The organism is Ruegeria sp. CL7 (assembly GCF_056536445.1).
Genome location: NZ_JBQFPQ010000001.1, coordinates 889473 through 914223 on the forward strand (window position 1 = coordinate 889473; position 24751 = coordinate 914223).

The 24751-nt window shown below is 59.3% G+C and carries 21 protein-coding genes; 8 read left to right on the forward strand and 13 right to left on the reverse strand.

What is annotated here, in order from left to right:
- Positions 1 to 98 precede the first annotated feature (98 nt).
- From ACR0LI_RS04520 to hemB, 3 genes are all read right to left on the reverse strand, one after another.
- Positions 99 to 2561, reverse strand: a complete 2463-nt coding sequence (locus tag ACR0LI_RS04520; RefSeq protein WP_480718075.1) for a penicillin acylase family protein — start codon at positions 2559 to 2561, stop codon at positions 99 to 101.
- Between the two features lie 169 nt (positions 2562 to 2730).
- Positions 2731 to 3306: a lipid-binding SYLF domain-containing protein gene (locus ACR0LI_RS04525; RefSeq protein WP_209832950.1), complete on the reverse strand. Its 576-nt coding sequence runs from the start codon at positions 3304 to 3306 to the stop codon at positions 2731 to 2733.
- A gap of 142 nt (positions 3307 to 3448) precedes the next feature.
- The gene (hemB, locus tag ACR0LI_RS04530) at positions 3449 to 4447 is read right to left on the reverse strand and encodes a porphobilinogen synthase (protein ID WP_171723173.1); all 999 of its coding nucleotides are present in this window, start codon (positions 4445 to 4447) and stop codon (positions 3449 to 3451) included.
- Positions 4448 to 4567: 120 nt separating this feature from the next.
- Here hemB and ACR0LI_RS04535 point away from each other — a divergent pair, with 120 nt between their 5' ends.
- Together ACR0LI_RS04535 and mfd are read left to right on the forward strand one after the other, a co-directional pair.
- Positions 4568 to 5092 carry a component of SufBCD complex gene (locus ACR0LI_RS04535; protein WP_152458141.1) on the forward strand — a complete coding sequence of 175 codons (525 nt, stop codon included), beginning with the start codon at positions 4568 to 4570 and terminating at the stop codon, positions 5090 to 5092.
- A gap of 21 nt (positions 5093 to 5113) precedes the next feature.
- A complete protein-coding gene (gene mfd / locus ACR0LI_RS04540) occupies positions 5114 to 8572 on the forward strand; it encodes a transcription-repair coupling factor (RefSeq protein WP_480718076.1) in 3459 nt (1152 codons plus the stop codon).
- Positions 8573 to 8713: 141 nt separating this feature from the next.
- Here the strand turns inward: mfd and ACR0LI_RS04545 are convergent, their stop codons facing one another.
- The 4 genes from ACR0LI_RS04545 to ACR0LI_RS04560 all read right to left on the reverse strand — a co-directional run bounded on the left by ACR0LI_RS04545 (position 8714) and on the right by ACR0LI_RS04560 (position 13889).
- The gene (locus ACR0LI_RS04545; RefSeq protein ID WP_480718077.1) at positions 8714 to 10372 is read right to left on the reverse strand and encodes a tetratricopeptide repeat protein; all 1659 of its coding nucleotides are present in this window, start codon (positions 10370 to 10372) and stop codon (positions 8714 to 8716) included.
- 58 nt (positions 10373 to 10430) lie between these two features.
- A complete protein-coding gene (locus tag ACR0LI_RS04550; protein WP_171723176.1) occupies positions 10431 to 11639 on the reverse strand; it encodes a multidrug effflux MFS transporter in 1209 nt (402 codons plus the stop codon).
- Positions 11640 to 11715: 76 nt separating this feature from the next.
- Positions 11716 to 12375 (reverse strand): DsbA family oxidoreductase, encoded by a 660-nt coding sequence (locus tag ACR0LI_RS04555; RefSeq protein WP_171632123.1) that lies wholly within the window; start codon positions 12373 to 12375, stop codon positions 11716 to 11718.
- On the reverse strand, positions 12372 to 13889 hold the full coding sequence (locus ACR0LI_RS04560) for a class I adenylate-forming enzyme family protein (RefSeq protein ID WP_480718078.1): 1518 nt from the start codon (positions 13887 to 13889) through the stop codon (positions 12372 to 12374). The genes ACR0LI_RS04555 and ACR0LI_RS04560 overlap by 4 nt, the downstream gene beginning before the upstream one ends.
- Before the next feature lie 64 nt (positions 13890 to 13953).
- Here ACR0LI_RS04560 and ACR0LI_RS04565 point away from each other — a divergent pair, with 64 nt between their 5' ends.
- Entirely contained in the window at positions 13954 to 14577 is a 624-nt protein-coding gene (locus tag ACR0LI_RS04565) for a helix-turn-helix domain-containing protein (RefSeq protein WP_171167898.1), read from the forward strand.
- On the opposite strand, the gene ACR0LI_RS04570 is transcribed toward ACR0LI_RS04565, so the two are convergent.
- A complete protein-coding gene (locus ACR0LI_RS04570; protein WP_170344111.1) occupies positions 14566 to 14805 on the reverse strand; it encodes a hypothetical protein in 240 nt (79 codons plus the stop codon). The two genes, ACR0LI_RS04565 and ACR0LI_RS04570, sit on opposite strands and share 12 nt — an antisense overlap.
- 85 nt (positions 14806 to 14890) lie before the next feature.
- On the opposite strand from ACR0LI_RS04570, the gene ACR0LI_RS04575 reads away from it, so the two are divergent.
- Complete coding sequence (locus ACR0LI_RS04575; RefSeq protein ID WP_480718079.1) at positions 14891 to 15418, forward strand: hypothetical protein; 528 nt, start codon at positions 14891 to 14893, stop codon at positions 15416 to 15418.
- Here the strand turns inward: ACR0LI_RS04575 and ACR0LI_RS04580 are convergent.
- Entirely contained in the window at positions 15364 to 17181 is a 1818-nt protein-coding gene (locus ACR0LI_RS04580; RefSeq protein WP_480718080.1) for an extracellular solute-binding protein, read from the reverse strand. The two genes, ACR0LI_RS04575 and ACR0LI_RS04580, sit on opposite strands and share 55 nt — an antisense overlap.
- Positions 17182 to 17478: 297 nt before the next feature.
- Between ACR0LI_RS04580 and ACR0LI_RS04585 the strand changes: the two genes are divergently transcribed.
- Positions 17479 to 18252, forward strand: coding sequence for a 3-hydroxybutyrate dehydrogenase (locus tag ACR0LI_RS04585; protein WP_210092427.1), 774 nt, complete (start codon positions 17479 to 17481; stop codon positions 18250 to 18252).
- A 64-nt stretch (positions 18253 to 18316) separates the two neighbouring features.
- Complete coding sequence (locus ACR0LI_RS04590) at positions 18317 to 19342, forward strand: patatin-like phospholipase family protein (RefSeq protein ID WP_480490295.1); 1026 nt, start codon at positions 18317 to 18319, stop codon at positions 19340 to 19342.
- On the opposite strand, the gene ACR0LI_RS04595 is transcribed toward ACR0LI_RS04590, so the two are convergent.
- The 3 genes from ACR0LI_RS04595 to ACR0LI_RS04605 all read right to left on the reverse strand — a co-directional run bounded on the left by ACR0LI_RS04595 (position 19343) and on the right by ACR0LI_RS04605 (position 21886).
- The gene (locus ACR0LI_RS04595) at positions 19343 to 20020 is read right to left on the reverse strand and encodes a DUF502 domain-containing protein (RefSeq protein WP_152458130.1); all 678 of its coding nucleotides are present in this window, start codon (positions 20018 to 20020) and stop codon (positions 19343 to 19345) included. It abuts the gene before it with no gap.
- Positions 20021 to 20084: 64 nt separating this feature from the next.
- On the reverse strand, positions 20085 to 20996 hold the full coding sequence (locus ACR0LI_RS04600; RefSeq protein WP_480718081.1) for a pseudouridine-5'-phosphate glycosidase: 912 nt from the start codon (positions 20994 to 20996) through the stop codon (positions 20085 to 20087).
- Entirely contained in the window at positions 20993 to 21886 is an 894-nt protein-coding gene (locus ACR0LI_RS04605) for a PfkB family carbohydrate kinase (protein ID WP_152458128.1), read from the reverse strand. The genes ACR0LI_RS04600 and ACR0LI_RS04605 overlap by 4 nt, the downstream gene beginning before the upstream one ends.
- Positions 21887 to 22057: 171 nt before the next feature.
- On the opposite strand from ACR0LI_RS04605, the gene ACR0LI_RS04610 reads away from it, so the two are divergent.
- Positions 22058 to 23200 carry a HupE/UreJ family protein gene (locus ACR0LI_RS04610; RefSeq protein ID WP_480718082.1) on the forward strand — a complete coding sequence of 381 codons (1143 nt, stop codon included), beginning with the start codon at positions 22058 to 22060 and terminating at the stop codon, positions 23198 to 23200.
- Here ACR0LI_RS04610 and ACR0LI_RS04615 read toward each other — a convergent pair.
- Positions 23197 to 23817: a thiamine phosphate synthase gene (locus ACR0LI_RS04615; RefSeq protein ID WP_210092423.1), complete on the reverse strand. Its 621-nt coding sequence runs from the start codon at positions 23815 to 23817 to the stop codon at positions 23197 to 23199. The two genes, ACR0LI_RS04610 and ACR0LI_RS04615, sit on opposite strands and share 4 nt — an antisense overlap.
- A gap of 155 nt (positions 23818 to 23972) precedes the next feature.
- On the opposite strand from ACR0LI_RS04615, the gene ACR0LI_RS04620 reads away from it, so the two are divergent.
- Positions 23973 to 24716, forward strand: a complete 744-nt coding sequence (locus tag ACR0LI_RS04620) for an RNA methyltransferase (protein WP_171632149.1) — start codon at positions 23973 to 23975, stop codon at positions 24714 to 24716.
- Positions 24717 to 24751 lie beyond the last annotated feature (35 nt).

The window sequence follows — 24751 nt, forward strand, 5'->3', positions numbered from 1 at the left end:
TTTGGTCCCACATGATCGGTGCCGTTATGTTAGGCGAATAAAGCTGTCGGTGCCACGATGCCCCCGCGCACAGGGCGGGGACTTGCCGAATAGGCGGATTATCGCGGGATCAGATTGGTAACCCCGACAGCCGCAGCGCGGGCCAGATCAAGATCCAGTGACATGGGTATGTATTCGCCACGCCGCCACAGCTGCGCCTGATCGTCATAGTAACGCGACAGGAAATGACCCGATTGCCCGGTCGCCGTAATGAAGACCGAGCTGTTGGGGTCGGCAAAGTCATAAACCCCGCGATACCCGGCGCCGTGCACATTCTGGAACGGATCAGGCCCTTCGCCCGATGTTCGGCCACGCAGCAATGTGTTGTCGCCGCCGCTGGTCGATTGGCGAATGTTCACAAAAAAACGCAATATCGGGACAGAGCCCAGCACGGGGTGATCATGCGTTGCCTGATGCGCGTCGCCCCAACGCAGGGATTCAAGTGCGCTGCCATATCGTTCAGAGATCCAGATCAGCGCGTCGTCCAGCGCAAGCCGTGCCATCTCGGTGCATGTCTCGACCGGTGCGCTTTGGATCACGTCGCACCAGACACCCGCGCCGTCAATGTCGCGGTAGACCCGTTCGATGAACAGCGGTTCGACATGTTTGTATTCACTTGCCAAAGGCCCAAGCTCGTCCGAGATCAGCCGGATTTGCAGCGCACGCAGCCAGGCCGCATAGATCAACGGCTCGGGCAGGTGTTCGTTCATCTCACCGTTCCAGTCCGCCAGCAGCGACAGCGCGATCTGGCGTTGGCGTTCCGGCGTTCCTTCGGGGGCCGAAGCCCCGGTGAACCACAGATCGGCACCGATCAGCGGCAGCAGGGACCGCGCGGTAAAGCTGACCGTGTCCAGCTGTGCCTCGATAAAGCTGTCGCGGGTATGCACCTCGCGCGATTGCATCAGGCGTTCCCAGCGATGCACGCGCTGCGTATCGCCCCATTCATACGAGACGTGATCCGGGAAGGGGCGGTCTATGATCTTGTTGTTCGTGTTGCCCAGAACACCGCCGACGGGGGCCACGAATTCCGGGTTGTCGGCATAGGGCAGGCGGCCTTGCCAGCGATTGGCCTCGATCCAGCCGGGCGAGGGGATGCGCCCCCGGCTTTGGTTTAGCGGATCACGCCGAGGCATGGCGCCGATCAGCTTCATCCCGATGGTCGTCTTGTCGACCAGCGACAGGTTCTGAGAAGGCGCGATGAACTGCTCACCGACCGCGATGGCCTGCTCCACGTTGTCGGCGTTCATCAGCGCCATGGACGCCGACATCGACGTGTCCCGCGGGCTGAGCGCCGTCCAGGACAGCGACGCCACATGGCCCGGCGGCGTGATCGTTTCCAGCTTGTAATCCGTGCCCGGCAGCACTGGCCCATTGTCTGTCCAGCGCAGGGTCAGCGTAACCGGAGCTTCCCCCTTGATCTCGATGATCGAAGGGCGGGTCTGGAATTCCTTGAAGCCGGTCGGGGTCAGGTATTCCTCGGGGTTGTCAGGATTCAGCTGCTCGATATGTACGTCCTGATCGTCAAGATACGAGGATGTAAGCCCCCATCCCAGCCGGTCGCTGCGTCCGGTCATGATGGCGGGCACACCGGGGATCGAGGCCCCGATGACACCGCCTTTTTCCAATCCGAGATGTGCCAGGTACCAAATCCCGGGCGCAGTGAAACCCAAATGAGGGTCGTTGGCCAACAGGGTTCCGCCACTTGCAGAACGTGACGGCGCGGCGGTCCAGGCGTTTGAAGCTCCGGCCAGACCACGTTTGGGAAGGGGCGAAAGAGGTGTGTCGGGAATGTCCGTTCCCGCCGCATACCGCGGAAGATTTGGGAACAGGGTGGCATATTCCGGCAACGCCGCGATCCCGGGCCCGGGAACGTCGGGCAGGATATCGGCCAGACGTTCGGGGTTGTTCAGCATCAGGGACGTGCGCGCACGCAGAACTTCATCGGTCAGGTGGCCTGACAGTTGCAGCGCCATCAGCTTGATCATCGCGATACTGTCACCCGGTTGCCAGGGTGAGACCGGGGCGTTGAACAGGAACATCTCGGGTGCGCCGCGACCCAGCGCCTCTTCGTTGACCTCGGTCAGGCGGGCATTGACCCCGGCGGAATAGGCGCGCAAGGCGGCCTTGGTATAATCGTCCTGCACCTCGACCGAGCGGTGGGCCAGCCCGTAAAGGTCCAGTCTGCGCAGCAGCTTGTCGATGTGAAGCGTGCGCGGGCCAAAGACCTCGGACAGTCGGCCTTGCGCGGTACGGCGCATGACCGTCATCTGCCACAGTCGATCCTGTGCGTGGGCATATCCCAATCCAAAGAACACATCGGGATCGGTCTGGCCCAGAATATGCGGCACGTTGGCGGTGTCGCGTACGATTTCAACCGGGGCGGTCAGACCGTCGACCTCAAGCGTTTGGTCATAGTCCGGCAGGGATTGGCTGGCCAGAAAATAGACAAGGCCCATGGCGGCGAGGATCAGAATGATCAGACCCGACGCGATGCGCACTAGCCAGCGGAAAACAAGACCCATTACTGCCCCAGATTCTTATTCAGATGAAGGTTGGGCAAAGACTAGAGGATGGTCGGTCCGACCGAAAGAGGAACGCGGCAAGAACCTGCGTGGAAAGGGTTGAAATCAAATGCCCCGCCGCAGTGTTACGCTGCGACGGGGCCGTGTGTGGGGGAAGTGGTAATCCGGGTTATGGGATGATGCGGGTGTATTTCGTACCTTCGACGGTCGCGCCGAATTTAAGACCGGCCTGGCCAAAGACCACCGCCAGCACCGGTGAACGCAGTGTTGTCGTGTCCGTGGACAAGGAATTCCCGGTTGCGTCAACCACATATCCAATATCGGCGCCGGCTGTCCATCCGCTGGAACGGCGGAAATCGTTCAGCGCATCTTCGGTCATGAAGAACAGGATATGTGCATATTGCTGCGCACCGATTTGCAGACCAGCGGTTCCGGAAATTGCAGAATAGTAATCGACCGTGGCGCCGTTGATGCGCAGCGCGCCTTGGCCATAGGCACCGCCAAAGAAGATCAATCCGGCGTCGGTGATCAGGGGCATAACCAACATGCCGTTGGCTTTATTCGCGATTTCCACGGTGTTGGGGTACCGGCTGTACATTTCGGTCAGCGTGGCATCGACGCGGGCGTCGATGTTGGCCGAATTTGAATTGCCGACGCCGTTGCCACAGGCAGCGGTCAGGGTCAGGCCTGCCATGCCCAAGGCAAAGCCGCGACGGTTCAGTCGGGGGGAGTTGGAACTGCTCATGGTTGTTTTCTCTGTAACTGTGCCTGATATGTCGGGTGATCCCGATCTTGACGGCAAGGATACGCCGATTAGGGCGTTGTGTCACGGGAAAGCTGCCCGCTCAAGGGGGCTTGTCGGCGAAAAGTTGCGACTCTTCGGGGTTTTAGCCCTGCAGGATCCGGGCAACCTGAGGCGAGAAATAGGTCAGGATACCGTCGCACCCGGCGCGCTTGAAGGCCAGCAGGCTTTCCAGCATCGCCTTTTCTCCGTCGATCCAGCCATTCTGGGCGGCCGCCTGGATCATCGCGTATTCCCCCGATACCTGATAGGCATAGGTGGGCGCACCAAAGCAGTCTTTCACACGACGGCAGATATCCAGATAGGGCATTCCGGGTTTGATCATCACCATGTCCGCGCCTTCGGTCAGATCGCGTTCGATCAGGCGCAGGGCTTCGTTCGAGTTGGCCGGGTCCATCTGATAGGTTTTCTTGTCGCCGGTCAGCGCGCCCGAGGCGCCGACGGCGTCGCGGAAGGGGCCGTAAAAAGCGCTGGCGTATTTCGCGGCATAGCTGAGGATCATCACGTTGTGATGCCCGGCGCCTTCCAATGCGCGGCGCATTTCCCCGATCCGGCCGTCCATCATATCCGACGGTCCGATGATGTCGGCACCGGCATCGGCCTGGGCAAGGGTCATCTTGACCAACGCTTCGATGGTCTGATCATTCACGATCTCGCCGTCGACGACATAACCGTCATGACCATTGATATTGTACGGGTCCAGCGCCACGTCCGTCATCACCGCGATGTCGGGGGCTGCCGCCTTGATCGCCCGGATGGCCCGGTTCGACAGGTTGTCGGGGTTCCAGGCTTCGGCGCAGTCTTCGGTCTTGAGCGCGGAATCCGTGTAGGGAAAGATGCATATCGCCGGGATTCCAAGCGCTTGCGCTTCGACGGCCGCTTTTGCAATCAGATCCACCGACCGGCGAACCACGCCCGGCATCGAGGGAACGGGTTCTTCAACCCCTTCGCCGTCGCGGACGAAAACGGGCCAGATCAGGTCGTCCGTGGTCAAGACATTCTCGCGCACAAGTCCGCGGATTGCCCGGGATTGACGGGCACGCCGAAAGCGGGTCATGGGATAGGGGGCAACGGTCGGTTTCATGGCGCGTTCTCCTTGAACATTCGTGCATTGGGTGGCATGAATTCACAAAGGTCTCAAGGGTATCAATGGACGCGGCAGCGTGGCCGAACCTCCCTGAGTGGTTTGAATAAAGGGTTGGGTTTGGACTGGTACTCTTCGATCTTTGAAGTCATCGACATGCGCAGCTTTTCGAATCTCTGGTTCTGGATCGTGCTGGCGGTTGTCTGGTCTTCGGCGAGTCACTGGGTAATGGGCATTCCCTACGATCTGGTGGTACGTGCCCGACGCATTGGCGGGCAGGTCGAGATCGACCTTCTGGACATCGTTCGCATACACACCAACCGGATCCTGTTGATCGTCGACATGTCAGGCACCATCCTGTTGGCATTCGGGTGTTTTCTGTTCACCGGGCTGGCCACGCTTGGATTCTATTACGGTGTCGAGTTCGCGCAGGCCGTGTTCCTTCTTCTGTTTCCACTGACGCTTGTTCTGGTGGTTAACATCGTGCACGCGCGACGATTGCGGCGGCAGGAACTGACGCTCGAGTCTGTTTCGAAAACCATTGCGCGCTGCCGGCTCTATACCCAGATCATAGGCATGATCTCGATACTGGTCACTTCGTTCTGGGGCATGTATCAGAACATCTCGATTGGCGTTCTGGGATAGCAAAATCTGAAAGGCGAGGCGATGAAGGCTCCGAACCACGTGACAGTTGGCGGCGCCCCCGAAGGGTTTGACGCGCAGCTTGTGCTGAACGAAATCGCCCGCAGCAACGGGCCGGTGGCCCATGTCGCACGTGACGACAAGCGGATGGAGGCGATGCGCGCGGCACTGGCCTTCTTTGCCCCCGACATGCCGGTCTTCGTGTTTCCGGGCTGGGATTGTCTGCCCTATGACCGGGTGTCACCCAACGCCGACATTTCAGCGGCCCGCGTTGCCACGCTGGCGGCTCTGGTTCACCAGATGCCGCAGAAATTCGTGTTGTTGACGACATTGAATGCGGCAACCCAACGCGTCCCGGCGCGAGACGTGCTGCGCGAGGCGGCGTTTACCGCCCGTGTCGATCAGCGCATTGATGAGGCCGCGCTGCGTAACTTCCTGGTGCGCATGGGCTTCACGCAAAGCCCCACCGTGATGGAGCCGGGTGATTATGCAATTCGCGGCGGTATCATCGACATCTTCCCGCCGGGTGAATCGGGCCCCGTCCGTCTGGACCTGTTCGGAGACGTACTGGACGGCGCGCGCCGTTTTGATCCCGTGTCTCAGCGCACGACCGAAAAACTGGACATGGTTGAACTTGCGCCGGTGTCCGAGGTCATTCTGGATGATGCGGCCATCACGCGGTTCCGCCAGAACTATCGCATCGAATTCGGCGCCGCGGGCACGGATGATCCGCTATACGAAGCGGTAAGCGCCGGTCGCAAGCATCAGGGTATCGAACATTGGCTGCCCTTCTTCCACGAGAAGCTTGAAATACTGTTTGATTATCTGCCGGATGCCACGATCACCGTCGATGATCAGGTTACACCGGCCAGATTGGCCCGATGGGAGACGATTGCCGATCAATACGAAACCCGGCGTCTGGCGCTGGAAAACCGATCCCGCATGGATACGGTCTATAAACCCACACCTCCGGGGTTGCTGTATCTGGATGATGCCGCGTGGGAGGCGGCTGTCGCGGATCGGCGTGTCATGCAGTTCAGCCACTTGCCGCAGGCCTCGGGTCCCGGTGTCATCGATGCGGGCGGGCGGATCGGGCGCAATTTTGCTCCGGAACGTCAGCAGGAAAGCATCAGCCTGTTCGGTGCTTTGGCCAGCCACATCAGCGCCAAGCTTGACAAAGGTCCGGTGCTGATCGCGTCCTATTCAGAAGGTGCGCGCGAACGTCTGACCGGCCTGATCGAGGATGAAGGTCTGGCAGAGGCGATTCCCATTGCCAATGGAACGCGCATCGGAAAGCGCGGCTTGCACCTTGCCGTCTGGGCGTTGGAGCACGGGTTCGAAACTCCTGATCTAACGGTGATCGCTGAACAGGACGTACTGGGCGACCGCTTGATCCGGCAACCCAAGAAGCGCCGCAAGGCCGAGAATTTCCTGACCGAGACCCAGTCGCTGAGCCCCGGCGATCTGGTGGTGCATGTGGATCACGGCATTGGTCGTTATATGGGGATGGAGGTCGTCACGGCCGCCGGTGCCGCCCATGAATGCCTGCTGCTGGAATATGCCGAGCAGGCAAAGCTGTACCTACCGGTCGAAAACATCGAACTGCTGTCGAAATACGGCCATGACGAAGGGCTTTTGGATCGACTCGGCGGTGGCGCTTGGCAGGCCAAGAAAGCCAAGCTGAAAGAGCGCATTCGCGAGATGGCGGACAAGCTGATCCGCATCGCGGCGGAACGTGCGCTGCGTAAAGCCCCCGTGATGGATCCACCGCCGCACGCGTGGGAGGAATTCAGCGCGCGTTTCCCCTATCAGGAAACCGATGATCAGTTGCGCGCCATCGCCGAGGTGATGGAGGATATGCACTCGGGCGCGCCGATGGACAGGCTGATCTGCGGTGACGTCGGCTTTGGCAAGACCGAGGTGGCGATGCGCGCCGCCTTTGTCGCCGCCATGTCCGGCGTGCAGGTTGCGGTGGTGGCACCGACAACACTGCTTGCCCGACAGCATGCCGCAAGCTTCAGGGAACGGTTTCGCGGCTTCCCTCTGGAAGTGCGGCAATTGTCGCGTTTCGTCTCGGCCAAAGAGGCGCAGCAGACACGTGACGGGCTGGCCAAGGGCACGGTCGATATCGTGATCGGGACCCATGCGCTGTTGGCCAAGAACATACGGTTTCACAATCTGGGTCTGCTGGTCATCGACGAAGAACAGCATTTCGGTGTTGGACACAAGGAACGGCTGAAGCAACTACGCAGTGACATCCATGTTCTTACCCTGACCGCAACCCCGATTCCGCGAACCTTGCAATTGTCACTGACAGGGGTGCGCGATCTGTCGATCATCGGCACACCGCCCATCGACCGTCTGGCGATCAGAACCTATGTCAGCGAATTCGACGCGGTCACGATCCGAGAGGCGCTGCTGCGCGAACACTATCGCGGCGGGCAGAGTTTCTACGTGGTTCCGCGCATCTCGGACCTGCCCGAGATCGAGGAGTTCCTGAAAAGCCAGCTGCCCGAACTGACCTATGTGGTTGCACACGGCCAGATGGCGGCGGGTGAACTCGATGACCGAATGAACGCGTTTTATGACGGAAAGTATGATGTGCTGTTGGCCACAACTATTGTGGAAAGTGGTTTGGACATTCCAACGGCGAACACGATGGTCGTGCACCGCGCCGATATGTTCGGTCTTGCGCAGCTTTATCAGATCCGGGGCCGGGTGGGCCGGTCCAAAACCCGTGCCTATGCCTATCTGACCACCAAGCCACGACAGAAACTGACCGCCACTGCCGAGAAACGCCTGCGGGTTCTGGGCTCGCTGGACACGCTGGGCGCCGGGTTTACTTTGGCCAGTCAGGACCTCGACATTCGGGGCGCTGGCAATCTGCTGGGCGAAGAACAGTCTGGCCAGATGCGCGATGTGGGCTATGAGCTTTATCAATCCATGCTGGAAGAAGCGATTGCCAAGATCAAGGCCGGCGAGATGGAGGGGCTGTCAGATGCCGACGACCAATGGGCCCCACAGATCAATCTGGGCGTGCCGGTTCTGATACCCGATGATTACGTGCCCGATCTGGATGTTCGTCTCGGCCTCTACCGCCGCCTGTCGTCGCTGTCGACCAAGGTCGAATTGGAAGGCTTTGCCGCAGAGTTGATCGACCGTTTCGGCAAATTGCCGAAAGAGGTGAATACTCTGATGCTGGTCGTGCGCATCAAGGCCATGTGCAAACGGGCGGGCATCGCCAAGCTGGACGGAGGCCCGAAAGGCGCGACGATCCAGTTCCACAATGACAAGTTCGCATCCCCTCAGGGATTGGTCGAATTCATTCAGAACCAGCGCGGCATGGCCAAGGTCAAGGATAACAAGATCGTCGTGCGCCGGGATTGGAAGAAAGACAGCGACAAGATCAAAGGGGCCTTTGCGATTGCCCGCGACCTTGCTGAAAAAGTGGTCGCGGAAAAGAAGAAGACCAAGGCTGGCTGATGGGCAAGATGGGGCTCTGCCCCCGCTGCGCGTTCCGCGCATCTCCCCCGGGATATTTGCGGCCAGATGAAGTCACGGATCCCAGCTTCATCTGGCTGAAAATATCCCCGCCGGAGGCATCGCGCGGCAGCGCGATCCCGCCTATACTCGCATTGCAGCCTGCGCGCAGAAGCAAGACGCTGCAACCGCCCGATCAGCACGGGCCAGAGCCAGATCCAGGCGTTGTTTGACCTGTCGCATTTCAACATCTTCCCCGCGGGCTTTGAGACAATCGTACAGTCCCTTCAGGCTCCAGACGTTGTCGGGATGGATCGAAGCGCGGCTGAGCGAGCCGCCAAGGCCAAGATCTTCGCGATAGACGGCTTCTGCTTCTGCCGCATGACCTTGTTCGAACAGCAATGCGCCAAGCGCGTGGCGGGTGGGCTGCATCCAGCCCCAGGGTTCGTCATAGGGCAGGGTGTCGTCCAGTTCGACCGAGCGGCGCAGATGGGCAAAGGCGATTTCGAAATTGCCTTTTCGGTACTCGATCTCACCGCGCAGCATCTCCCCCGCGATTTCCAGCAGGTCGATCACACGATTGTTGTGCAACCTGCGTGTTTCCGGAACGCATTCCCTAGCTGCCAGAAACAGGTTCTCTTCCGCTTCGGCATGGACAACATCACCCGTTGCGGCATGCGCGATGGCGCGGGCGTAGTGGGTCGTGGCCGTCAGGGTCCGGTAGAGATCCGGATCGGAGGGCAGCTCCAGCGTCTTGGCCTCTTCCCAGCGGCCAAAGCGGATCAGGATGTGCGGCCCCATGGACATGTAGCTTTCGAAGTAATCCGCCATTGGGGGACTTTCGATGCGCAGCATCTCCTCTGGCGTTGTATCCCACAAACCCCGATTGGCGCGTAGGGCAGGTTCGATCTGACCTAGAAACAGCGCGCCATAGATGGCGAAGTGATAATTGTGTTGGCGGTATCCGGTGTAGATATTGAACGCGCCTTCGCGTTCGTAATACTTCAGATCCGCATCCGAGGCTTTTTCGTTCCACTGCACCACATTGTGATAATGGCCGCACAGCACGTCAATATGTGTCGGCATATGCACCAGGTGCCCCGCATCGGGCACCAATGTGCGCAGGACATCACCGGCTTTCAGAGCTTTTTCCGGAGTGGGCGACATCTCCATCAGGTGAACATAAAGATGCAGCAGGCCGGGATGTGACATGGCGGCCGGATCGTTGGCCATGGCCCATTCCAACGCCTCTTGCGCTTCAAGCGTTGCAGCGCCTTGTGCCGGTTGGCCGGTTTTCAGGTCCCACATTTTCCAGGGTGTCAGGTTCAAAAGCGCCTCGACGTAGATCGCGCGCAGGTCCGCATGATCGCGGTGCGCAGCGAAGGCTGCGCGCATCGCTTCGGCAAAATCGTGATCCCACCGATGCATGTCCTCTGCCGGATCTCGTTGCGGATAGCGCGCAGGGAGGGCTCGGATCAGAGCTTGCTCGACAGGCGTACAGCCGTCTGCCAATCGAAGGGCGTTTTGCATGGCATCATAAGCCAGCGCCAGCGCCTTGCGGCGTCCCCGCTCGTCCTGCAAGTCCCATGGCAGGTTGTAATTCGGCCCCGCCGCGTAGGCGGCGCCCCAATATGCCATGGCGCATTGGGGGTCGTGTTCAGCTGCGTGCTGGAAACAAACCACGGCTTCTTCGTGATTGTACCCATAGGTCCAGTTCAGGCCGCGGTCGAACCACAGCTGAGCCTCGGGAACGGAGGTCGTTACCGGACAGGAATAGCTGCCCAGATCATAATATTCACGCATCAGAAGCCCTCCGCTTGGTTCACGTCGAGGGTAGCGTGTTTCTGACGAGTCGCACAGATCAGGCTGGCAGACGTTCTTCAACGCGGCCCATATGCAGCATAAGCCCGAAGGCCAGAATGCACATGCTCAGGATACCAAAGGTCAAAGGCGTGATCGAACCGTCGAACAACAGCCCGATCGGGGCGGCGATGGCAGCGGCCAGCACCGTCGAAATCGATCCGATGACCGAGGCTGCCATTCCGGCAATATGCCCCATCGGCTCCATCGCGATGGCGTTCAGGTTGCCCAGCGTCACGCCGGCCATGAAAAACACCATGGTTTGCCAGAACACGAACAATGCGAACGAGGCGTCTGGCGAAAGATGCGCGGCGTTCAGGGTCATGACAAAGGTGGTAATCAGGATTTGCCCCCCCAGCGCCCATGTCACCATCCGGCGCATGCCCACACGCACCACTAGTGCCGCGTTCAGCAAACTGGCCGACCCGGACATCAGCGCCACGAACCCGAACCAGAACGGAAAGCTTTCGGCGCGGTCATGGATAACGTCATAAACGGGCTGAACCATTGTCAGCATGGTGAACAGCACCCCCATGCACAGGGTCTGAACCATGATCGAAAGGCGCACGGTCGGATGCGAGAACATTTCCTTCGTGGCCGAAAACATCAACGGAATGCGGAAGGGGCGACGGTTTTCACGGGCCAGAGATTCCGGCAACCGAACGCCCATCCAGGAAATGATGATCAACGCAAACAGAATGAAAGACACAAAGATCCCGCGCCATCCGAACAAAGCGATTACTCCGGCGCCCAGCATCGGTGCCGCCGCGGGTATCAACGTGAAAATCATCATCGCGATTGAGATGATCCGCGCCATTTCGCGGCCTGAATACAAGTCGCGGATGATCGCCATGGCCACCACGCGCGGACCTGCGGCGCCCAGGCCTTGAACCACACGTGCAATCAAGACCAGTTCCAGTGAAGAACTGGCCCATGCGACAGCAGACGCCGCAATGTACAAAGCCGCGCCGCCGTAAATGACCGGCTTGCGTCCCAGCGCATCCGAAAGCGGGCCGGTGAAAAACGTGCCGATCCCCATGCCCAACACAAATGACGTCAGGATCAGTTGGGCACGGTTAACGTCATCGGGGCTGAGCTGCGCACCGATCTCGGGCAACGCAGGCAGCATCGAATCGATCGAAAAGGCTATGGTGGCGAACATCATTGCAATCAGTGCAATGAATTCCGCCTTCGACATGCGATTGGCCATGAAGACCTCCTAACCCGTTCGCGCTATCACGGCGGGTCGGCATAGGCCAGACTGGAAATTTGCACAGACCTCAGTGCTATTCTGCAGGAGAAGCCTCAAGTTGAGACATGATTTCAGCGATCACTTTCTCCCACATTTCAGGAGGTTGGGCGCCGGGAACCGCATGTTGATTGGCGACAATGAAGGTCGGGACCGAGCTCACACCCATTTTGCGGGAATGAGCATCGCGATTGCGGATATCCTCGCGGTCGGCGTCTGATTTCAGCAGCTTCATGACCACGGCGGCGTCCATTCCGGCGCTGTCCGCGATATCGGCCAAGACTTCGTGGTCGCCGATGTCGCGACCCTGCACGAAATAGGCGTCAAACAGCGCATCGACGACGGCATTCTGCTTGCCTTCGATGCCAGCCCAATGGATCAGGCGATGCGCATCCAGCGTGTTGGGGGTACGTTTCATGGCCTCGAAGTTGATGTTCAGACCGGCCTTTTCGGCGTGTTCCACCACCGGCGCATAGGCGCGAACCGCGCCGTCCTTGCCGCCGAACTTGCGCTCGAGATACTCGCGCCGATCCATTCCCGCATCCGTCATGTCAGGATTCAACTGGAACGGATGCCATTCAATGACAAAGGGGTGGTCGGGTACGTTGGCCAGTGCCTTGTCCAGTTGAGTCTTGCCGATATAGCACCACGGGCAGATCGGATCGGACAGGATGTCGAGCTTGACGGTCTGGGTCATTTTGTTGGTGCCTCGAAATAGGCCGGCAGCGCCCGGCGCAGGAGTTTGCCGTTTCCGCCGGTCGGCAGGGCGGGCAGATGGATGAAGGCGCGTGGTTGTTTGTAACGCGCCAGGTTGGCTTCGACATAGGTGCGCAAGGCCGCATCGTCCAGCTTTTCCGGGCCCGTATAGAAGGCCGCTATCACAAATGTGTCCGGTTTGACCTCGACCGCGGCGGCGCCGACCTGAGTGATGCCCGGAAAGCGGGACAGGGCGGCTTCGACCTCGACCGGGGACACGCGATAGCCACCCGCGTTCATCATATCGTCGTCGCGGCCCAGATAGCTGATCTGACCATCCACGGCCATGACGCCCTGATCGCCCGTCAGAAACCACTCTCCCTGCATCCGCGTTTCAACCTCATCGGGTGCGTTGAGATAGGTCAGCATCAAACCGGGGTCAGAGCGGTGAATGGCGATGGTGCCTTCTTGGCCCTTTGGCACCGGACCGTCCGGACCAAGGATCGCCACACGACGCCCGGGTTGCGGTTGTCCTAATGCGTCGCTGCGCGCGGGGTGATCCGGGCTGGAGGAAATGAAGGTAGAGCATTCGGACATGCCATAGGCTTCGAACAACTCGGTGCCGGTGGCCTTTCGCCATTGTTCGTGCAGCGCGCGCGACAGTTTCTCACCCGCGCACAAGCCGTGGCGCAGGTCAGGCAGCTCCACCCGATCGCACCCTTGCACCATCTTGCGATAGACCCCGGGGGCCGCTGCAAAGATCGTTGCGCCATGCTGGCGCAGCAGGGCAGGCAGGGCCGTGATTTTGGTGCCGGGCGCGGGGATAAGGGCAGTTGCGCCCATGGTCCATGGATCCATCAGACCGGTGCCCAGCGTATAGGTCCAGTTGAATGCTCCGGCGTGACACAGCCGGTCGGTCTCGCGCAGACCATACCAGCCATCGACCATCATCTGCCGCGCCCAGATTGCTCGGTGGGCATGGGCCACGGCACGAGGCTTGCCCGAGGTTCCAGAGGTATAGACGACATAGGCCATACGTTCCGGATCGCCCATGTCAAATTCTGCCGGGGGCAGGTTTCGCATGGCTTTCAACGCGTCCAGCCCGATCTGCTTGGAATGCGAGGCGCAGGCGACGCCCGGATCACGCAGAATCACCGCCGGAGAAAGCTCGTCGATCATCCTGGCGGTTTCGGGTTCCGTCAGTTGTGACGATGTCGGCACCGGTACGATGCCCACGGCAATTGCCCCCAGATAGGCAATCGGGAAATCCACCGTGTTTCCCAGCCGCATCAGCGCGATATCACCGGGTTTCAACCCGGCCCGCAGCAACCCCATGCCTGTGCCCAGCACAGCCGCTTTCAGATCGCGATAGGTCCAGTCTTGCGCGCCGTTCGGGCGCAATATCGACAAAGCCACTTTATCCGGCGCGTGATCGGCGCGGCCCAGAACATGGGCCGCCAGATTGAATGGCGTGGGGCAGGGTGCGGGCGACCCCTGATCGAAGATTGACAACATGGCCTCTGGCTATCGCGCCGCCTGCCGCGTTGCAAGCATGGCTGGCCGGGCCTATAGAAGGGTCATGAGCACTCAAGATCCCAAATCTCTGATCCGAATTGCCCGCGATTCTGGCGACCATACCGAAGTCGAACCCCTGGACCTTGGCGCCCGTGTGCGAGAGCTGCGCAAAGCGCGGGAATGGACATTGGAACAGGCCGCCAGTCAGGCCGGATTGGCACGCTCGACCCTCAGCAAGATTGAAAACGGGCAGATGTCGCCGACTTACGACGCGCTCAAGAAGCTTGCGACCGGGCTAGAGATTTCTGTTCCGCAACTGTTTACGCCGCCCCAGCGCGATCAGGTGATCGGACGCATGGCGATCACCCGTGTGGGCGACGGCACGGCTCATGCCACCACCACCTATGAGCATGAGCTGCTGGCCGAAACCCTGACCAAGAAACAGATGCTGCCCTATCGTGCGCGGGTCCGCGCAAGATCAATGGATGAATTTGACGGCTGGGTGCGCCATGACGGCGAAGAATTCATGTATGTGCTGACCGGTGTCGTCAAGCTTTACACCGAGTTTTACGAGCCGGTTGAGATGCGCAGAGGGGACAGCGCGTATTACGACGGCAGCATGGGCCACAACGTGATTTCCGTCAGTGACGAAGACGCGACGATCCTTTGGGTTACATCACTTGCCTAAAGCGGTTCTGCTGAATTCCCGGTTCAGCCCTTCGGTGAACAGGAAATCTTCGACCTCTTCATGCGCCTCATTCATCGTAAGTTGGTGACGTTCGGCCAAATAGGCTTCAAACCCTTTTCGATCCTTCAACACGCGCATCATGTCCTTGTCACGCAGGTTCGGAAAACGCCGCTTTGCGCGTTCGCATGCCGCATTCCAGTCGTTTGTAAGATCGGTCCAGTTCATCATCAATGAGCTTCCCTTAGCAACGATTAGGACTGCTCTCCCCCACACCAGAGTACGGACAGGGTGCCGCCACGTAAGACATGACAAAATGTCGCAGCGGTGGACCGCGCTTTTTTCAGGGGGATTTGTGCCCGCTGCGAAGTTTCCGCAACGGGCCTACGGGCCTACATTTGGTGTGAGTGGTGGCGGGCCCGGTTGTTCTGTAATCCGCAGCGCCATATTATCCCGGCAGGCAGAGAGGCGGGGTCATCGCCAGCTCGACATTAAGCCTAAATGCCCAATTTATATGCATATTTTCCAGAAAAGTAAAATTGTTTGTGGGTGTTTCTTTCCGGATCGCTTGCATGTGACGATGCTGGACGCTGATTACGATGCTTCCAATGCGGCCAAACGATATCTTGTGTGGGATGGTAATGTGCTGAAATTTGCCGATTGGTGGAAATTTCCCGAGCGCTGTTTTTATGAAATTGCTGGCACTTTAAGCTTCCGTCTTTCGGAAACTTCAGTTGGAAAGACCAGCCGGATTCACATGTACAACGGCTGGTCTTGGGTTTGCGCCTTTTACTGGGCGTCGTACCACCAGACTTCGGGCATGTATTGCGGACCGTCGCCATAGATGGGCAGAGTTTCCGGGTGCTTCAGCTCTTTGACATGCGCGATGCGCCCGATGTCAAAGCTCCAGATCGGGATGACATAGCGGCCTGCGGTCAGTACCCGGTCCAGCGCGCGGGTGGCCGCGGTAAAGTCATCGCGGGTTTTTGAGGCCAGCATGGCATCGATCATGGCATCAACTGCGGGCGAAGATACGCCCATCAGGTTACGAGTGCCGGGGGCATCGGCAGTTTCGCTGCCCCAATAAAGACGCTGTTCATTGCCAGGAGACAGGGAAAGCGCCCGGCGGAACGTCGTGACGTCAAAGTCCAGCTCAGACGTGCGCCCGACATATTGGGCATTGTCGACCTGTTCCGTCGTGACCCCGATGCCGAGACGTTCCAGCGCGCGGGAATAGATCTCGACCACGGTTGCCATCTCGCTGTCACCCTGTTGCAGCAGGAAAGTCATCTGAAAGGCATCACCATTTGCATTGCGCAGCACGCCTTCCTGAACGGTCCAGCCTGCCTCGGCCAATAGTCCCGCGGCCTTGCGGAGGTTTGCCCGGTTCCGGGCCGATCCGTCGCCTTTCGGCAGTTCATACCCTTCCAGCGTGCCGGGCAACAGGATGTCATCATAAGGAAGCAACAGATCTTTTACCCGCCCCTGGGCCGGGCCAGGCTGCATGGCAAGGTCGGACCCCGAGAAATAAGACGCGATCCTTGGTTGCGCACCACCAGTTACCGTGTCGTTGATGAATTCGAAGTTGAACGCAAACATCAGCGCTTCGCGCACGCGCCAGTCGTCGAACGGAGCCTTTCTTGTGTTCATCACGAACCCGGTCATTCCCGAAGGTTTTCCATGCGGAATTTCGGTCTTGATGACATCGCCGCGCTGCACGGCGGGAAAGTTGTATTGCGTGTCCCATTTGTCGGCGTTGAATTCACGCACGGCTGAAAGCTCTCCGGCTTTGAACGCTTCGAACAAGACGCTGCCGTCGCCGTAGAATTCGATCCGCAGCTCATCAAGGTTCATGGTGCCGCGGCGAAACGGGATGTCGTTTCCCCAATAGTCCGGATTGCGTCGCAGATTCACAAAGCGTCCCGCTTCGTAGCTTTCAATCACGTAGGGGCCGGTTCCAATCGGCACATCATGCAGTTGTGCATCCGCGAAATTCTTGCCCTCCCATTGCGCTTTTTTCAGGATCGGGCGCATCCCGGCCAGCAGCGCAAGCTCTCGGTCGGGTTCATTGAACGTGATACGCACCGAACGCGGGCCGGTTTGTTCGATACTGTCGATCTTGCCCCATAGACCGCGATAGCGCAGATGCCCCTGCGTGCCCAACGTTTCGTAAGACCATATAACATCATCGATCGTGACCGGACTACCGTCGGAAAACCGCGCCTCCTCCCGCAGGCTGAATTCGACCCAGGACCGGGCTGGATCGGTCTCAACTGATTCGGCTAACAGCCCATAAAGTGTGAAAGGTTCGTCCCATGACCGCCCCATCAGGCTTTCATGGGTCCAGAAAGACAACTGCCATGGCGAGGTGCCTTTTTGCAAAAACGGGTTCAGGCTGTTAAAGCCGCCAGTGTTTCCGAACACGGCTTTGCCGCCTTTGGGCGCATCCGGGTTGGCGTATGGGAGGGACACAAAATCCGGTGGTAGGGCCGGGTCCCCATACATAGCTATGCCATGAGACGATTCTGCATGGGCGACAGAGATCACGAAAATGGTGGCGATTCCTGCCACAAGTGATCGAAACGGACGGAGAAAATCCGGGCTCATTTTGGAAACAATCCTGCTCTGGCCTTATTTTGTTGGTATTCACCGTAGTGATGATTTTTCTTATTATCAAACTTTTAGCTTGGACCAAGGCGCAGAATTGCTTATAAAGGTTGCACTGCTCGATAGGTTTCTTGCCTGTATGAAACCTGCCTCAATAACTTAACGCCCGCTTCGTGCGGGCGTTTTTTTTGCCTGTGGAAGTCTCAGGCCGGTATTCCAATCCCACATGTTTCCCCGTTTTCTTTGCAGGTGCAGCATGGCATGGTGCGCCTGATCAACGCTTGAGGGAGAATGGACATGAGCCTGTCCGGCAAAACGGCAATCATCACGGGATCAAATTCGGGCATCGGCCTGGGCGTCGCACGCGAGCTGGCCAAGGCCGGTGCCGATGTGGTTCTGAATTCCTTTACCGATCGCGATGAAGATCACGCGCTTGCCGCGCAGATTGCGAAAGAGACCGGAACCAATGCGCGCTACATCAAGGCCGACATGTCTAAGGGCGAGGAATGCCGATCCTTGATCGAACAGGCGGGGTCTTGTGACATTCTGGTGAACAATGCCGGGATTCAGCATGTCTCACCGATTGACAAATTCCCGGTTGATAAATGGGATGCGATTATCGCAATCAACATGAACTCGACCTTTCACACAACGGCGGCCGCGTTGCCGATGATGCGCAAGGCAGGTTGGGGACGTGTGGTGAACATCGCCTCGGCCCACGGTCTGACGGCATCCCCTTTCAAGGCGGCATATGTTGCGGCCAAGCACGGCGTGGTGGGAATGACCAAGACCGTAGCGCTGGAAACTGCGCAGGAACCGATCACCTGCAATGCCATCTGCCCGGGATATGTGCTGACGCCGCTGGTCGAGTCCCAGATTCCCGACACGATGAAAGAATACAACATGAGCCGTGAGGACGTTGTGAAGAACGTTCTTTTGGAACGGCAACCGTCCAAGGAATTCGCCACGGTCGAACAACTGGGTGGAACGACTATCTTCCTGTGTTCGGACGCGGCCGCTCAGATCACCGGAACCACAATTTCCGTCGATGGTGGCTGGACCGCGCTTTGAGGTTTTGCGGGGGAGCTGCCCCCACACCCCCAGAGTATTTTGGAAAAGATGAAGGGGTCCCGGCATGAAGCGGATCAATCTGGCTTTGCAGGGGGGTGGGGCGCATGGGGCGTTCACCTGGGGTGTGCTCGACCGGCTGCTGGACGAGGACGACATCGAGGTCGCTGCCATTACCGGAACTTCCGCAGGGGCGCTGAACGGTGCGGCCTACAAATCTGGTATGGTTCATTCCGGGCGCGAAGGCGCGCGGGCACGCCTGGACGGGTTGTGGAAGCGCATGGGCGCTATTGGCGACATGCGCTTTGCCAACTGGTTTCGCGGCCTTGAACCGGCGGCCATTGCGCAGGCGATGGAATATTCGGTGCCGTTTTCGATTGGGGATGCCTGGTCGCGGATGGTGTCGCCCTATGCGTACGGGCCGTTCTACAGCAACCCTTTGAAGCCGGTGGTGGACAGGTTCAATTTTGACGAGGTGTGCGCAGATGAAGGCCCGCGACTGTTTGTGTGTGCCACCTGCGTACGCAGCGGCAAGATCCGCGTCTTTACCGGCGACGAAATCAGCACCGACGCCATCCTGGCCTCGGCCTGTTTGCCGACCCTGTTCAAGGCGGTTGAGATTTTCGACCCGAAGACAAACCGGACCGAAGCCTATTGGGACGGAGGGTATACCGGCAATCCGGCGCTCTATCCGCTGTTCAACGATGATTTGCCGGATGACGTGGTGATCGTGAACATCAATCCGCTGGAGCGTGACGAAGTTCCGATCACGCCGCAGCAAATCCAGAACCGGATCAACGAGATCAGCTTCAACTCATCCCTGTTTCGCGAGTTGCGGGCGATCAGCTTTGTCCAACGGTTGTTGAAAGAAGGCAAGCTGACAGCCGGAGAGATGAGCCGCGTTCTGGTTCACATTATTGCAGATAACGACTTGATGAACAGCCTGTCTGTTGCCACCAAAACCGTGCCCAATCCGGTCATTCTGCACAAGCTGAAACAGGCCGGACGGAACGCCGCAGACGGTTTTCTTGCCAACCACAAGAAGGATTTGGGCCAGACCAGCACAATTGATCTGCCTGCGATGTTCAGCTGATCACTCGGGCGGCTGTGTCGGATCTTTTCCATTCGGATAGACAAGCCCTGCCGAAATCACCAGTTTGGCGGCGTCTTCGATGCTCATGTCCAGCAGGATCACGTCTTCTGCGGGGAAGAACAACAGAAACCCCGATGTCGGGTTGGGTGTCGTGGGTACGAATACGCTCAGCAGTTCGCCACCGGTTTCGGCGCGTTGGCTGACCTCACCCTTGGCGCTGGTCGAGACAAAGCCGATGGCCCAGATCCCGCGACGCGGGTACTGGATCAGGCAGGCTTTTTCGAAAGAACGCTCGGTCTGGGCAAACACCGTTTCCGAAATTTGCTTGATCCCGGAATAGACCGAGCGCACGACGGGCATCCGGTCAACAACGCTTTCGGCGAAGTGGATCAGGGAACGGCCCAGAATGCCCTTGGCGATCCAGCCGACCAGAACGGTGAAGATCAGGAAGATCACCACGCCCACGCCGCGCAGGTTGATGCCCACGTATTGTTCGGGCTGGAACTGTTGGGGCACCAGCGGCAGAACAGCACTGTCTATCCAGCCGACCACGGACCAGATCAGCCAGACCGTCAACCAGACAGGCGCAATGACCACGATGCCCGTCAGAAAGGACGCGCGCAGCCGTGAAAGCATGCCCGGGCGGCGGTGAGGCTCTTCGTCGAAGGGTGTATTCATTGCGGTTCCGAATGGTTTCCGGATTTAGGTAGTCAATCCACGGCCTTGGTACAATAGGTTAACGTCACCTCTGTTTGACGAGCGCTTGCGCGATCTTGGCCGCCAAACGCGCATTGTTTCGAACAAGGGCGATGTTGGCGACCAATGACCGGCCTTCGGTCTTTTCAAAGATACGTTGCAGCAGATAGGGGGTCACGGCTTTGCCGGTGATGCGATGGGCATCTGCATCTGACTGGGCTTCGGCGATGATGGGGGCCAATTCCTCGGCCGGGATTTGATCGGCGGCTGGAATCGGGTTCGCCACCAACTGCCCGCCGGGCAGACCCAGCGCGCGGCGGGTCGTGTGGGCTTTGGCGATGGCATCGGCACTGTCCATGCGCAGGGGCGCGTTAAAGGGCGACTTTGCCGACCAGAACGCAGGAAACTCGTCCTGGCCATGTGAGATCACAGGCACGCCCAGCGTTTCCAGAACCTCAAGCGTTTTGGCGAGGTCTAGGATGGCTTTCGCCCCGGCTGCGACGACGGTCACGGGCGTATGGCCAAGCTCGTGCAGATCGGCAGAGATGTCGAAGGAGGTCTCGGCCCCCTGATGCACGCCGCCGATACCGCCGGTGGCAAAAACCTCGATCCCGGCATAGTGCGCGGCGATCATCGTGGCGGCAACGGTGGTGGCCCCGGTGCCACCGGTCGAGATGCACGCCGCCATGTCCGCGCGCGAGATCTTGGCAACGCCTTGGGCCTGACCCAGCCATTGCAGCTGATCCTGATCCAGCCCGACATGCAATTTGCCTTCGATCACGGCCATGGTTGCAGGAACCGCACCCGCATCGCGGATGTCCTGTTCGACCTGAGCCGCGACTTCGATGTTCTGCGGATAGGGCATCCCATGGGTGATGATGGTGCTTTCCAGCGCAACGATGGGCAGGCCCGCGTCCTTGGCGGCGCGAACCTCGGCAGAGTATTTGATGTCGATCACAGTGGGGTTTCTCCGGAAACGTAGGTTGCAGCGGCGTGCAGGGCGCGGGTCAGGGCCTCGTCACTGGATGCACCGCCGGATTCTGAGGCGATATGGGCCGCCATGAAAGTATCCCCGGCACCGGTCACGCGGGTGACCAGAACGGCAGGGGGTGTTTGCGTCAGGATTTCTGTCGAGCTGCCGATGGTTGCCGAATTGCCGCCATCGGTGACCAGCACCCGCAGCGCGCCGCGATCCAGAAGGCCTTTGGCCGCGGATTCGGAATCGGTGAATTCACGCTGGCACAGGATACCGGCCTCTTCGAGGTTTACATAGAGCGTGGCGCGAGCATGTTTCAGGAACGGCAGCAGACGTTCGGCCTTGCCCGGCGATGCCGGGGCCACGCGCAGATCCGCACGAGCAAAAGCAGGGCTTTGGGCAATTTCTTCCAGCAGGTCCAGTGTCAGATTGCCATCCAGTGCGATCGGGCCCTCAAATGGGGCGTTCTCATAGCCCAGAGGTCCGTGCATCAAAGGGTGCAGTATCTTTGCGCCCGCGGCCTCCAGCGAATGCGCGTCGGCAATCGCCGCGATCAACCCGTTCGCACCTTCGACGGCCATATAGCGGTCGGTCGGCAAATCCTGCGACCGATAGATGTGATCCGTCACCATGCCGAGGCGCGAACAGGCATGGACAAGCTCGTCGCCTTCCGGATCGCGGCCAATGGCGGTCAGCAGGGTGGGTGTCATGCCGAAACGAACCAGTGTCATGGCAATGTTCATCGCAACGCCACCGGGCAGGCGGGTGATCCGGCCCGGCACGTCCGAGCCCTGTCGCATGGCGCTGGCCGATCGGCCGATCACGTCCCACAGGACCGAGCCGATGCACAGGATATTGGTGTTCTGAGTCATACGGGACGTCATGCCGCAGCGGTGTTGCCCGTGCAAGCCGGAACGTCATCGCAACAAGAGATTCCCGACCGGCCTGGGCCGATATGGCCTTTGGGCTTGCGATCCGTGGCCTTCGCGGGAACAATCAAAAGCAATGATTGGTGATTTGATTTTCCTGTTGGAGCGTTTCGTATGAATGGCCCCGTCTTCCGTGCCATCTTCCGAGCCCTCAATACCTGCGCCCTGAGTATTATCCTTCTTCTGACTTTGCATCCGGGACCCGTAAAAGCGCAAACTGCCCCGTCGACGGTCATTGATTTCTGGGTCAAGGATGACACTCTGTTTCTCGAGGTGAAACTGAACGCCGAGGCCATGCTGGTCGGTGCCGATCCGACACAACCCGACGCTTATTCCGGCAATTCAAAGTACCGATCTCTGCGGCGCATGGTGTCGTCGGAACTGGAACCCCAGATCAGAAATTTCGTTCAGGTCTGGAAGCAAAGCCTTGTGGTCGAAGCGCCTGATCGCCTGGACCTGTCTTATGAAGGTGTGCGTATACCGGTGGTGGGCGACACGGAAAAAGTGCGTGTTTCCAGGTTGTTGTTGACTGCACGTTTGCCGGATCACGCATCGAATCTGCGCCTGACCTGGCCGCAGTACAGCGGGTCAGTCGTTCTTCGTCAGCAAAACGTGATGGCCCCGTATACAGGGTTTCTGACTGCCGGAGAAATCAGCCCACTGATCCCGTTGCAGGGCGGGGCATCGCTAACGACCGAGCAGACACTGCAGACGTATTTCGCAAAGGGGATCAGCCGATTTGTTCAAGGCCTCCTTAAGCCATCCATCCTTGTTCTGACACTCGTGATGCTGACGCTGAGCCTGCGGCCTGTGATGTCTCAGGTGGCGTTTTTGGCAGCAGGGGTTTTTGTCGGGCTCGGGTTGGGCATGTACGGCGTGCTGGACGTACCAGAAAACATGCAGGATCAGGCCTTGGTGGCTGCGATCATCATTCTGGCGCTATGGAACCTGGTGGCCCGGCACTTGCAGGTCTGGCGCCTGTTGGCCGTGCTTGCCGCAGGCTGTGTTTACGGATTGGCACTGGCTTCGGATTTGACAAAGATCGGGGTGCCGCCCGATCATCTGGCCCCGGCTGTTTTGGGGTTTGGTGTCGGGAATCTAGTTCCTGTCGTCTTTGTGGCTGTTCTGGCCTTTGCCTGCGCGCTTTTGCTTGCAGGCGGGTCACACAGAAAACGAGGCCGGATTTCGGTTTTGACCTCGATGCTGATCGCCGGGATCGGCGTGTATTGGATGGCTGAACCCTGGTTGCTGGCTTAAGATATTGCCGCCAGCAGCTTGTTCAGCGCACCCAGCGGGTCGTCATCGCCCCAGATCTCGTCCCCGATGCCGAAGAAATCGGTGCAGGGGGCCAGATCGCCGATCAATTCGGGCGTCAGGCCGCCTTCGGCCACGACCGGGACTTCGATCATCTCGGACCACCATTGGAACAGATCTTTTTCGGCGCGGGTTCCGTCGCCCAACGTGGCGGTGCCAACGGGGCCGAAGGCCACATAATCTGCGCCGTGTTCGCCCGCCGTCATGCCGTCATGGCTGGACGCGCCGCAAAAGCTTCCGACGATCGCATCCGGACCCAGCTCCTTGCGCGCGGCGCGGACCGAACGTGCGCCGTCATCCAGATGCACCCCATCCAGCCCCAGACGTTGCGCCAGCAGCACGTGGTTTGAAATAACGATGGCCACGTCACGGGCGTGGGCCACTTCGCGGCAGGCATCAGCGGCACGGGCGATGGTGTCTTCGTCGTTGCCAGCCAGCGCCAGGCGGATGCAGGCGATCTCGGCCCCGTCCAGAACCGATGCCAGTTTGGCCGGAAACGTGCTCAGCTCGATGGTCGGAGGCGTTATCAGGTAAATCTGCGGCTGCTCGGGGGTGTCCATGGGCGCGTCCTTCGGCTTTTGGTCTTTGGCGCGGTTTAGCGGATTGCGGCGGGGAAGCAAACTTTTATGGCCGAGACCACGCAAATTCCAGCCCCAGCGCCTTGCCCTGCAAGAGCCTGCCGATTACAGCAGGCCAAGTTTTTACAAGGTGAACCATGCCCAGCGACAAATCCCAGCCTTCCTTCGTGCTTGTTCGCCCGCAGATGGGTGAGAATATCGGTGCCGCCGCCCGGGCGATGTGGAACTTTGGACTGGACCGGATGCGCATCGTGGCGCCTCGCGACGGCTGGCCAAACCCCAAGGCGGTGGCCATGTCCAGCGGTGCCGGCCGGTTGCTGGACGAAGCGCAGCTGTTTGACGATCTGGCCGGATCGCTGGCCGACAGCACTTTTGTCTTCGCCACCACTGCACGGCAACGCGGGCTGACAAAACCCGTCTACAGCCCCGAGCGCGCCATGCAGATCGCCGCTGAAAAGGTCGCGGCGGGCGAAAAGGTTGCGGTTCTGTTCGGCCCCGAACGCGCGGGGTTGGAGAACGAAGACATCGCCAAGGCAAATGCAATCATCTCGGTGCCCGTGAACCCGGAATACGCGTCGCTGAACCTGGGCCAATGCGTCTTGCTGACCGCTTATGAGTGGATGCGCCAGACCGGCGACGTGGTGCATGAATCCACCGATTTGGGCAAGGGGGACTGGGCCACGGGGATTGAAGTTGAGAAACTGGTGGAACACTACGAGGACCGGCTGGAAGAGGCCGGGTTCTTCTATCCCCCTGAAAAGGCCGAGGGCATGAAAACCAACCTGCGCAACCTGTGGTCGCGGATGCGGATGACGCGGGCCGACGTGCAGATGCTGCATGGGATCATGCGGCAGATGGTCCGCTGGAAAGACAAAGGCTGAGGCTGGACCTATCTTCCACCAAGCCCTAGCTTGCG